The 11,140-nt window shown below is 64.2% G+C and carries 12 protein-coding genes; 2 read left to right on the forward strand and 10 right to left on the reverse strand.

The features are described 5' to 3' along the window. The 3 genes from ACKAE7_RS19195 to ACKAE7_RS19205 form a co-directional block, all read right to left on the reverse strand. On the reverse strand, positions 1–530 hold a 530-nt coding region (locus ACKAE7_RS19195), incomplete at its 3' end, for a hypothetical protein (protein ID WP_408980021.1). Further along, positions 523–1,101, reverse strand: a complete 579-nt coding sequence (locus ACKAE7_RS19200; RefSeq protein ID WP_408980022.1) for an RNA polymerase sigma factor — start codon at positions 1,099–1,101, stop codon at positions 523–525. The genes ACKAE7_RS19200 and ACKAE7_RS19195, both read right to left, overlap by 8 nt. A gap of 186 nt (positions 1,102–1,287) precedes the next feature. Beyond that, positions 1,288–1,986, reverse strand: a complete 699-nt coding sequence (locus tag ACKAE7_RS19205) for a protein tyrosine phosphatase (RefSeq protein WP_408980023.1) — start codon at positions 1,984–1,986, stop codon at positions 1,288–1,290. A gap of 152 nt (positions 1,987–2,138) precedes the next feature. Between ACKAE7_RS19205 and ACKAE7_RS19210 the strand changes: the two genes are divergently transcribed. Continuing rightward, complete coding sequence (locus ACKAE7_RS19210; protein WP_408980024.1) at positions 2,139–3,071, forward strand: alpha/beta hydrolase; 933 nt, start codon at positions 2,139–2,141, stop codon at positions 3,069–3,071. A gap of 876 nt (positions 3,072–3,947) precedes the next feature. Here ACKAE7_RS19210 and ACKAE7_RS19215 read toward each other — a convergent pair. Beyond that, the gene (locus tag ACKAE7_RS19215) at positions 3,948–4,199 is read right to left on the reverse strand and encodes a DUF1272 domain-containing protein (RefSeq protein WP_190612687.1); all 252 of its coding nucleotides are present in this window, start codon (positions 4,197–4,199) and stop codon (positions 3,948–3,950) included. A 183-nt stretch (positions 4,200–4,382) separates the two neighbouring features. Here ACKAE7_RS19215 and ACKAE7_RS19220 point away from each other — a divergent pair, with 183 nt between their 5' ends. Beyond that, entirely contained in the window at positions 4,383–4,652 is a 270-nt protein-coding gene (locus ACKAE7_RS19220) for a DNA gyrase subunit A (protein ID WP_190612686.1), read from the forward strand. 197 nt (positions 4,653–4,849) lie between these two features. Here the strand turns inward: ACKAE7_RS19220 and ACKAE7_RS19225 are convergent, their stop codons facing one another. The 6 genes from ACKAE7_RS19225 to ACKAE7_RS19250 form a co-directional block, all read right to left on the reverse strand. Continuing rightward, a complete protein-coding gene (locus ACKAE7_RS19225; protein WP_408980025.1) occupies positions 4,850–5,554 on the reverse strand; it encodes a hypothetical protein in 705 nt (234 codons plus the stop codon). Positions 5,555–5,756: 202 nt separating this feature from the next. Further along, on the reverse strand, positions 5,757–6,266 hold the full coding sequence (locus ACKAE7_RS19230; RefSeq protein WP_191035436.1) for a GNAT family N-acetyltransferase: 510 nt from the start codon (positions 6,264–6,266) through the stop codon (positions 5,757–5,759). Positions 6,267–6,937: 671 nt separating this feature from the next. Then, on the reverse strand, positions 6,938–7,147 hold the full coding sequence (locus ACKAE7_RS19235; protein ID WP_190612683.1) for a hypothetical protein: 210 nt from the start codon (positions 7,145–7,147) through the stop codon (positions 6,938–6,940). Between the two features lie 463 nt (positions 7,148–7,610). Then, positions 7,611–8,582, reverse strand: a complete 972-nt coding sequence (locus ACKAE7_RS19240; RefSeq protein WP_408980026.1) for an aldo/keto reductase — start codon at positions 8,580–8,582, stop codon at positions 7,611–7,613. Further along, entirely contained in the window at positions 8,582–10,756 is a 2,175-nt protein-coding gene (gene yicI / locus ACKAE7_RS19245) for an alpha-xylosidase (RefSeq protein ID WP_408980027.1), read from the reverse strand. Before yicI ends, ACKAE7_RS19240 begins: the two co-directional genes overlap by 1 nt. A 6-nt stretch (positions 10,757–10,762) precedes the next feature. Continuing rightward, positions 10,763–11,140 (reverse strand): Beta-galactosidase C-terminal domain (locus ACKAE7_RS19250; protein WP_408980028.1); only part of this gene is annotated, 378 nt, incomplete at its 5' end.

Below are 11,140 nucleotides of genomic sequence, written 5' to 3' on the forward strand. Positions count from 1 at the left end.
ACCGAGGCTGCGCCGCCAGGTGCACTGCCGGCCGGTGCGGTTCCGGCGGGTGCTGTGGGCAGCGGTGCGGCCGGCTGTTCGGTCTGGTGACCGGCCGGGGATGGGGCTGCACCCGTCACGAAGAAGGTGATGGTGTGGTTCAGCTGCGTGAGCGATTCACGGATCCCCTGGTCCGAGGCTGCGGCAACAGCCCCGCCGGCACTCAGTGAGACCGCCACGGAAAGGGTGGTGAGGGCGATCCGGCGCTTGGCCCTTCGGCGGGCGGCCAGTTCGTCAACCCGCGTAGCCTCTTCGAGGGCTGCCGGACCGGGTGCGGCAGCACCCGGTGCGGCGGCAGCGGCTGCGGCAGGTGCGGCCGCTCCGGCAGGGGCCATCAACGCCGCGATCGCGGCGGAGGGCTCGGGCGCGGTGTCCGCGAGCGCACGAAGTTCCACCAGCGCAGGGCGGAGGCGGCCGTCGTCGTCCATGCCTGCCTCGAGCAGCAGCTGGTCGACAAAGGCGTCGCTGCGGGTTCCTGCGGTGTCACTCATGATTCGCCTGGTTTCTCTGGAGCGTTTGTGCCTTGAGGTTGTGGAGGGCCCTGCGCTGGAGCTGTTTTATGGCTCCGGAGCTTTTGCCCATAATCTGCGCTACTTGTTCGATGGACAGATCGGCCACCACGCGGAGGGCCAGCACTTCCTGGTGTTCCTCGCTGAGTCCGTCCAGCAAGGCCACGGCCCCGCCGTTGAGTTCAACGGCGTGGTCTTCTGCGGACGGTGTGGTCCTGGCATCCTGGTGTGGATCGTACGGGCTGAGCTGGGGCCTGCGCTCCAGCCGGCGGTAGTAATCCACCATCCGCGCGTGGGCAATGGAGAAGAGCAGGGACTTGGCGCCCTGGAGTCCCCCGGTGAGTCCGCTGATTTTCGGGTAGAACGCCAGGAACACGTCCTGGGTGACTGCCTCCGGATCATCCACGCCCCGGGCTTTGAGGTATCCCTGCACCCCGCCGGCGAAGGAACGATAGGCAGCACCGAAGAGTACAGCCGGGTCTGTTCCGGCCGCACTCTCGAATATGTCGATCTCTTCTTGGGCCAAAGTGCTGAGCACCTGCGGCTCCTCCATCCCAGGATGCGGGGTGCGGCTGTCCGGTTTCCGGTGCGGACAGCCAGTCCCCTGTGTTTCCTGCTGCCTGTCGGCCGGCGCTCCCGGCGGGCCCTCGAACGGGTGGTTGCGTTCGGGCAGCCGGGCTGTCTGTACTGCGGGAACAGGCCCGGGCCGTTTCCCGCAGTACAGACTAGCGATCAGTCCTTAGCGGACCGAAACGGAGGGGGTGTTGACTACGTTGCCGCCCTGAGCGGGAACAGCAGGGACGGCGGGAACGGCGGGCTCGCCGTCAACGCCGGGAACGGCGGGCACTGCCGGAACGGCCGGGAGCTCGGGGCGCTCAACGTCAACAGCTGCAGAGCCGTTTGCTGCGGCGCCGGCCTCGGCGGCGGCATCAGCTTCGGTAACGACGTCGGCGCAGTAGCTTTCGACGTTCGCTTCGCCTTCCGCGGCGATCACCAGGGAGGAGAAGCCCTGGGAGGAGGCGTTCAGGCCGCCGTTGGTGAAGGCGGTGCACAGGCCGAAAGCCGCGGCGCCGGCTGCGTCAACGCCGGTGTCCGCGGCAGCAGAGGCCGAGGCCTTGGCGGAGGCGTTCTCGTTGGTGACCTTGGCGTCGCCTGCGGCAGAAGCCTCTGCGTCGGCAGTAACGTCGGCGTCGGCGTCGCTCTTGGCATCGTCAGCAGCAGTCTCGACAGCGGCTGCGGCGGTTGCCTGGCCTTCAGCGGCTGCTTCCGCGGCGAATTCCGGTGCGGGCGCGCCGAAGAGGTCGTGGGCGGTCTGCTGCGCCTGGGCGGGGAGGACACCGGAAACGGCGGCGGCGCCGGTTCCGCCGACGGCAATGGTGCCGGCGGCCAGGACTCCGGCAGCGACTTTGCTGGTGGCGAGGACGGTGAACAACGACATAAGACACTCCAAAACCTAGACAACACTTGTGATTCGGGCCCGCCGGGCGGACCCATCACCTCCTACATCGCAGGGGACGGCGGAAAGGTTACGGGTGGTCACGAACTTTTTTGCGCGCCTCAGGCCTGGCCCGTCCGCACTACGATCGATACATGTCCAGCGAGATCGGTATGGAGGACTACGCGGGTTTCCTGCCGCCGGCCCGAAGAAAGGCAGTGGTGCCCCCTGCCTCTGAGTGGTGGCCATGGAGGAACCATCGGATCCACCTTCTTCGGGTACGGGACGCAAACGCCCCGGTTCGGCTACTCGTCGTCCACGGCGCCGGAGCCCATGCGTCGGCGCTCTGGCCTGTTGCGTCCCTCCTGGCAGGGCGGGGCTTCGACCTGACTGCCGTGGACATGCCGCTCTACGGCCGAACGGTGACAACCTCGCGCGGAACAGTGACCTACCAGGACTGGGTCGACTTACTGGTGGACCTCATTTCAGCTGAGGACGACGGCCGTCCCGTCATCCTCCTCGGGGCCAGCATCGGCGGTCTGCTGACCGTGGAAGCCGGAGCCCGCTCACACCGCGTCGCGGCCGTGGTAGCTACCTGCCTGCTCGACCCGCGGGAGAGGTCCGCCCGCTCAGCGATGACCAGGTTTCATTCTTTGGCCCTGGTTTTCATGCCTCTGCTCAAGCTGGTCCGCGGCCCGATCGCCAGGATCCCCGTCAAGGTCTCTTGGATTGCCGATCTCAGGAACATGGGGCGCGACCCCAGCCTGGGGCGGCTCTGCGCCAAAGATTCGCGCGGAGGCGGCGCGCGGGTCCCCCTCGGGTTCCTCGCCAGCTACATGCAGTATTCACATTCCGAGGCCCGCACGGCCCAATTCCCAGTCCACCTGATGCATCCCGAACTCGACGAGTGGACCCCGGTGACGCTCAGCGAGGACACTCTGGAAACCCTGCACGGCCCCACCTCCGTCCAACTTCTCCGCGGCTGCGGCCACTTCCCCCTCGAAGAACCCGGTTTGGCAGATCTCCTGGGCGGCCTCGAAAAAGTGGCGGCCGATGCAGTGTCAGGTATAGAGGCGGCGCCAAGCTGAACGCAGTCTGTCTGGATACCTATGTGCCTTGTATCCCTACGGTTTCGGGCACAGAAATCTCGAGACGCATCGAGTCGGATTTGGAGACACGTTCGGATGGCGGCAAGGGCATCCTCTAATGCTCAGTCCTAAGCCGTGGCGGGGTGGTAACCATGCCTAGGAACCAAGGGAGGCTAACCATAAAGCCTGTAAGTCCCGCCCCGAATGGAACCCATAGGAAGGGCGTGAAGGTTGTCGTCAAGTTATTCTCGTCCGCAACTATTCCGGCGTTCCAGAGCGCGATTCCGCCGCCTACCAGGAGGGTAAGGCTCACAGCCAGTGCGATCATCGGGATCGCTACCGATTTCCTGATCATGCTGGCCCCCACGATCTCTGTAGATACAAGCGCACGTTCTCATGCTAGCCGCCTGGATGCTCGCTTGAAGGTTCATGAGCCGGTGGGCAGCGGGTGCAAAGGCCTTTACCTGAGCGCGGAGAGCACCCTTGCCCTCAGCAGTTCGTATTCCTCGGCGTGGGCACGGGGTCCCTCTGGTGGCCGGACAACGACGCGGGGCTCACCAATAACTTGGTGGGGGCCGAACTGTTCCCTGGTGAGGTCAATGTCGATACCGCCTGGGAAGCGGGTTCCAGTAGTGCACCTCGTCCTCTTCGTCGCCGCCTGAGACCCCTGCTACAAAAAGATCACCGCCGAGCAGGTCCTGTACCACGAGGGCTATAGGGCCGCACTGGCCATGCGCTGGGTTGCCACGATGCCACCTCTCAAGACCCTTGGCATTCAGGCAGGTCGTGTCTGCTCCCCATGAACTCCGGATTGCCTGTTCGAGCCGATACAGGGTATGAACCATCGAGCCAGCTTTTCTTCCACCCAAAAGGCCGCTAGAACCCGGCGACGTTCTTGAGGCAACCAGGAGACACAACCCTGTTGGTGCTGGCTGGGTTGTTGCTCAGAGCGGCAAGGGGCCGGACAGGGCGTCGTTGAAGGTCTCCTCCGCAGTTTGGACAAGAACGGTTCGGAAAGCGTTCGACGCAGTCCGGACACCAGGTGCACTCAAAGGTGCAAATGTAAGCCTCGGCAGATGGAGAAATGTCGCGGTCGCAACATTCGCAGTTCGGGCGGATCTCAAGCATCCAGCAACTCTACCTTCGGGAAGCTAGACGAAGGGCTTGGCTTCAGGCCTTAGCAGTGGCACCTTCAGGGATTACGAACTTCTGGTTCACAGGCGACCGTGGTCGACTAGGCGCAGTCCGCCAGGGGATCCCCGAACGGGAGGGAGTTGTTTCGCAGACTGCCGGTCGTGCAAGAATCGCCGTATGGATCAGGATGAGCGACACAGGGAAGAATTGATGATCCTTGAGGCTCTGGTGCAGGCGATGGACCGGCGCGACGAGGTCTTCCAGGTGATTGAGGATTCAGAGGACGTGGACGAAGCAATCCGTCGCGTGAGTCAACTCTTGGGCGTGGGAACGGTGGGCAGCCGGGCAGTCCTGGATTTGCAGGCCAGAAGATTCACCCGAGGCCAGCGTCAGGCCAGCTCTTTTCGTGCAGAAGAACTCAGATCGATGTTGCCCGATGGGCGCTGAGTTGGCCGCGCCCGATCAGCTTATGGTTGATCGTCCTAGCATCGCTCCCCAGCTTCAGCGCCATGAAGTGCGTCATGAACTCCACCGGCGAGGAGCGCCCTTAGGCCGATCCCTTACCGGACGTTGACCCCTTGAATTGTTGTCCGCTGGACTAGCGCCTGGCTAAGACGGGTGGCCTTTCACTTGCAGTCGGCTAACTAATCTCTTTGGCTGACGTTGAATTCGTCCAGTTCGCGGATCGTGACTCGGGCAGGTTCTGGACCCAGCAACTGTTGCGCCCGACCGTAGCTACGCCAGCAGGAAACGCTGAGGATGCTGAAAAAGATAGCACCGGCACCGCCCAGGGCGATGGACATATCGAGCAGGGAGTGTGCTTCGTCGTAGCCTGGATCGTCGAACCCGACTTGGCCAAGGGCGGACCATGCCTTGTAGGCCTGCACTCCGGAGGCAACCTTGGTCACCGTCAGGACCAATATCCACAGGAGTGTTGCCCCGGCCGCGAGGTAGGTCACTTTCATGATTCGCCTCTGCCGGTTCCAGGCCTTGAAGGTCTTCGGACGCAGCTCCGCCGGCATTGGACCAAGGGCTGCCGTGGAGCGTTTCCACCAGCGGTGCAGCAGGACCGACGAGAGTGCCAATGTCGCCGTCAGCACTCCAAAGGCTGCGACAAGCAGGTCTTTGGAGCTCTGCAGATATTCGTAGGCCGGATGGCCGAATGCGACGTCCCCTCGCAAAAGCGGCCCGGCAACGTTCAGGAGCCAGGAGCTGAGCAGGAAGAGACCGACAATCAAAGGCAGCTGGAAGACGAAAACTGCGACGCCGTAGATCAGCGTCATACGCCGACAGCGCCGCGACCACGTCGTTGTGCTTTCAGATGTCTCGGCGTGCTGAAGATCTGTCATTGAGGTCCCCCACCTAAATGGCTACTTGGCTCCAGCTTAGCCGGGGGAAGGACACCTGCCGCCTCTGCCGGGGCGCTGTCTAGACATATTCCGGCAAAAGACCCGTACCGATCGAAAGGCACGCCCTCAGGGGGATCGACTATCGAAACGTCGTTCTGGGGAGATGCCCGGCCAGCTGGGTAGTCTCCGGGGTTGGCACCCCCTAGAGGCTGATTTCGTAGATGAGAGTCGGCAATCCGGATGGTGTGATGTCGTGCCGACCAAAGGTGAATCCGAGCTTTTGTGCGAGACGGATGGATGGTGCGTTGTTGGGGTGAATATTCGCTATGAGCCGAGCTATGCCAGAAGATGTGCGGGCCCAGTTGATCCAGGCCGATGCGCCCTCGAACGCGATGCCTTTGCCCTGCGCTGACCGGCCGAGGATGTAGCCCAATTCAACCTCATCCCAGTCCGGCCAGAAGTGAAGCCCAATCCGACCTAAGAACTCACCTGTGGATCGATCGATGACAGCGCTCTGACCGTAACCCCGTTGGTCCCATTCCGCGGCGAAGGCGGCTACCTGGGAGGAGATCGCGTCTGGCGTGAGTCGGTCGCCTCCGACGTAGCGAGCAACTTCGGGGTCCGCGTATACGGCGGCCAGATTAGGGCCATGTTTGATGCTCAAGGGCGGCAGGTTGAGACGGTCGCTGTTGAGGTTCCTGGCGTCAATCATCTGGTCACTATAGGCTTCGGGCGACACGTCCAACCGGCGACAGCGCCGAGTCCTCACCCTTCATTCTGCGATTTCAACCGCTCGCACCACCCCAGACGTTCGAGCCAAAACCGGATGCGTCGGGTTCCGCCCGGTCCCCTGAGCCGTCCAATTCGAGCATCGTCCGCATTTTTGCAGGCCTCGACCCGCCGGTTCTGACTCAAGCTGACTTATTTACACGGTGGTGGGCCCACCTCAGCGCCGTTCTGGCAGGGCCGCGGGAAACTCACACAGCCGCCGCTCTAGCTTTTTGACGCCGAGCTGCTTTGGTTTTGGCGACGTTCCTTGAGTCTTGAGCGCAGGGTAGTGAAAATCGCGATTCCCATGGCCACTGCGGTGAACCACAGGCCCGTAGATCCCTGCAGGGCAAGAGTTACCGAGACGATCAGGAGCACTATGGCAAGCATGAGAAATGCCCATCGTCCGGGGGCCATCATTTCCCCCGCTCGAAGGATTGGTCGAGCGCGTGGGCTGCGCGGGACTTTAGATCGTGCCGGCGAAATAAGAAAACGACCACCAACGTGGCCATGACGCCGATCAGCACGGACGGCACTAAGCCGATGGACCGCCAAAAGAGAGCGAACGGCAGGAACCCGGCCGCGAAGACGGCCAAGCCACGGAGCGCTCGGGTCCTAGTGGTCATCGGCTGAGGCCATGTAGTGTTCGCGTTTCGCGGGTCGACGGCCGATGAAGTGCTTGAGGATCAGTGCCAGGCCGATCGGCACGAAGATGACGCCAGTGACCAAGCGGAGCGTGTCAGCGGGCACCCAGGTGAGAAAGATTGCCGCCCAGAGCAGGAAAAATATTCCGGCAATTAGCACCGGCGGTGCAGAACCGCTCATTGATTTCTCCTTCGGTGCGGAGCCCGGACCGGGCTCCGCTGAGTCAGACCGACCTTGCGACATGCCGCGAGCCTACCCACTGGGTCAGCGAACGCAAGTCACAGCTAAGGTTCCACGCCAGACGACAAGATCGATCTGAGTTCCCTGGCTTAAGCGGCAATTTGCCGGCACCGTCCCTAACCATCTAAGGCCACCATGTCGTCGGGCAGGCATACCGTTAGCGTTCATCAAAATTCCCGCCGTTCCGAATTTTGGGGATTCCCGTAAGACCCGCCCGCAAAACTGCCCGGTGAAGGTGCCCCAAACGCTACACATCAAATCGCCTCGAAACCCTTGGGAGGCAGTCGCGTCTCGGGGACCAGGTGAGGACCGCGGCGCACCACTGCAAGAGTCGCGGGATGCTGGAGTCCGTCCCCGGCCCACGACTCCCGTAACTATGTCCCGTAACCTCCAGCTTGGACCCCTAACCCAAGTCCGCATTCCCGGCCGAAGCCAGCGGCAGCATGCGTTCCCAGAAGTCCTCCGGGATGCTCCACTGCGCCAGGCGGGCGGCTTCGGCCACCCGCTCTGGCTCCGCCATCCCCACGATGGTTGAGGTGATGCGCGGATCGCGGGTGGAGAACTGCAGCGCCGCGGCGGCGAGCGGCACCGAGTACTCGTGGCAGAGCTCCTGCATCTCCCGGACACGGCCCAGCAGTTCCGGGCTGGCCGGCCGGTAGCAGTAGTTGGCGGTGGCGTCGGGTCCTTTCACCAGCAGGCCGCCGCCAAAAGGCGCGGCATTGATGAAGGCGACGCCCCGCCGTCGTGCGTCCTCGATGAGCGGCTCCGCCGTCTGGTCCACCAGCGTGTACCGGTTGTGGCTGATCACCACGTCGAACACATCCAGGGCCAGGTACTTCAGTTCCAGGTCGATGGGTCCGCCGGCAACGCCGAGGTGCCCAATCACCCCCTGGTCCCTCAGATCGGCGAGCGCCTCCAACGGCCCGCCCGCCGCAACACCCTCCCCGAAGCTGATCTTCTCCGGATCATGGAGGTGGACCAGTGGCAGCCTGTCCAGCCCCAGCCGCACAAGGCTCTCCTCCACGCTGCGCCGGACACGGTCGCCGGAGTAGTCCGCCGTCCCCAGGACGGGATCCACCTTCGTGGACAGGACAAAGCCCTCCGGCAGCCCGCCCGCCTCCCGGATGGCCTGCCCGATCCAGCGCTCGCTCCCGCCGTCGTGCCCGTACTCGTTGGAGGTGTCCAGGAAGTTGAAGGGCCCAGCCATCGCGGCGCGGACGGCGGCCACCGCCGTTTCCGTCCGCTCCGCGTCGCTGCCGTTCCGCGGGTGGTTTCCCAGCGAACTGGTACCGACGCACACATCGGTGACAGGGAGTCCGGTGCGGCCCAGGGTCTTCATTGCTGTGTCCATCCTCGCCTCGGTGACAGGTTCCATCAGACTACGACGGCGGAAACGTCGCCGCCGCTGACGGTCACCTTAAAGGCCGTGGTGGAACCGTCCGGCGAGGGCACCCCAATGCGCCGTGTCCCGTCCTGCGCGGCGAATGCCCGGAACTGCATGTCCCGCGCCCAGTCGTAGTCCGGCCGGTCCGACACTGTGCCGATGGGCAGCACAGCCCCTTCGCGGACCCAGGTGGCAGCCTGCATCACCGAATACTCCTTGCGGTGCCAGCGCGGGCCCGCCAGCTGCTCCCCTGTTTCCAGGTGCGTCCAGGTGCCCTCGGGCAGGTAGAAGGACACGCTCCCGGACGGGTCCATGACCGGCGCCACCAGCAGGTCCGGCCCCAACATGTACTGCCGGTCCAGGTGCGCGCAGCCCGGGTCCTCCGGGAACTCCATGAAGAGCGGGCGCATCAGGGGAATGCCCTCCGCGTAAGCCTGCTCGGCTGCCGTCTGCAGGTAGGGCATGAGCCGCATTTTCTGCTCCGTAAAGTGCCGGAGCACGTCCACGGATTCCTCATCCACCAGCCACGGCACACGGTAGGAATTGGACCCGTGCAGCCTCGAGTGCGAGGACAGCAGGCCGAACGCGATCCACCGTTTGAAGATTTCCGGCTCGGGCGTGCCCTCAAATCCGCCGATGTCGTGGCTCCAGAAGGAGAAGCCCGACGCCGCCAGGGACAGCCCGCCGCGCAGCGATTCAGCCATGGCCGCGAACGTGGATTCGCAGTCACCGCCCCAGTGCACCGGCATGGTCTGGCCGCCGGCGGTGGCGGAACGGGCAAACACCACGGCTTCGCCTTCGCCCAGTTCCTTGGACAGCAGGTCGAAAACCGTCCTGTTGTACAGCTGCGCGTAGTAGTTGTGCATCCTGTCCGGATCGGAGCCGTCGTGCCACACCACATCCGTGGGGATGCGCTCGCCGAAGTCCGTCTTGAATGAGTCAACGCCCTGGCCCAGCAGGCCGCGGAGCTTGTCCTGGTACCAGAGCACGGCGTCGGGGTTGGTGAAGTCCACCAGCCCCATGCCCGCCTGCCACATGTCCCACTGCCACACGGACCCGTCCGGCCGTTTGACCAGGAAGCCCCGCTCCAGCCCCTCCCGGAACAGGTGCGAGCGCTGTGCAATGTACGGATTGATCCAGACGCAGACCTTCAGCCCGCGGTCGTGGAGCCGGGCCAGCATGCCTTCCGGGTCGGGGAACGTGGCGGGGTCCCAGACGAAGTCGCTCCAGTGGAAGGACCTCATCCAGTGGCAGTCGAAGTGGAAGACGGACAGGGGCAACTTCCGCTCCTCCATGCCGTCAATGAAGGAGTTCACGGTCTTTTCGTCGTAGTCCGTGGTGAAGGAGGTGGAGAGCCACAGGCCGTAGGACCAGGCCGGGATCCGTGACGGCCGCCCGGTCAGTTCGGTGTACCGCCGGATGATGTCCTTCGGAGAGGGCCCGTGGATGATGAAGTACTGGAGCTTCTGGCCCTCCACGCTGAACTGGGTGCGGGACACCACCTCCGAACCCACCTCGAAGGACACCTTCTCCGGGTGGTTCACGAACACCCCGTAGCCGTCGTTGGTGATGAAGAACGGCACGTTCTTATAGGCGAGGTCGCTGGAGGTCCCGCCGTCCTCGTTCCAGATGTCCACCGACTGGCCGTTCTTGACGAACGCGCCGAAGCGCTCGCCCAGGCCGTACACGTTGGTGCCCACGCCCAGGCTGAGCTGTTCGTGCACAAACGTCCGCCCGGCGTCGTCCGTGATAACACCGACGCTGCGCGGCGTGGAGGTGGTCAGCAGCCTGCCGTTGCCCAGGAAGTCGACCCCCCAGTCCCCGTCCGTGCTGATACGTGCCGTGAGCCCGCCGGAGGTGATGCTGGCGGTGTCCCCGTCCCGGCTGAACAGCGGCGCCGGTCCTGTCCGGTTCACGTCAAAGTGCGGGCCGTTGTCCAGCCCGCCCTGGAAGTGCTCGATGGTCACGCCGATGACGTCCGGGAGGGGCGCATCGAAGGTGACCGTCAGCTGGGGAAGGTTCAGGGCATCACCGCGGGAGTTGATGCGCTTGGTGGGTGCGTAAACCGTCAGGCTCCGCTCGTCCTCCACCACCTCCGAGACGTCGCGCGGGTGCAGCGCCGAGAAGCCTTTGCGGTACAGCCAGTAGCCGTCGGTGAATTTCATGGGATCTCAGTTTCCGTTCTCAAGAGGGGCAAGGCTGTCTTTGAGGACCAGGGCGCCGTACGGTTCCAGGGTCACGCGGGGCCCGCAGGCGTCCCCGGTAAGCACGTCCACAGACTGCTCAGCGAGCGTCACGGTGCGCGGTTCAGGGCTGTGGTTCAGCAGGAAATGGTGGCCGCCGCGGGTGGCGAGTTCGACGTCGTCGGGCAGCATTCCTGCCACCGGAGAGGGAATGCGGGCTGCCGCCAGGGCCTCCCCCACGATGTGGCCCAGGGCTGTCTCGGGCAGGTCGCACCCGGCGTACCAGGCGGTGCCCCGGCCGTGGCTGTTGCGGACTACCGCCGGCTTTCCGGCCAGGGCGCCGGAGGCAAACGTGGCCGGAAAGCA

The organism is Pseudarthrobacter sp. NKDBFgelt, assembly GCF_046097905.1.
Classification (GTDB): Bacteria; Actinomycetota; Actinomycetes; order Actinomycetales; family Micrococcaceae; genus Arthrobacter; species Arthrobacter polychromogenes.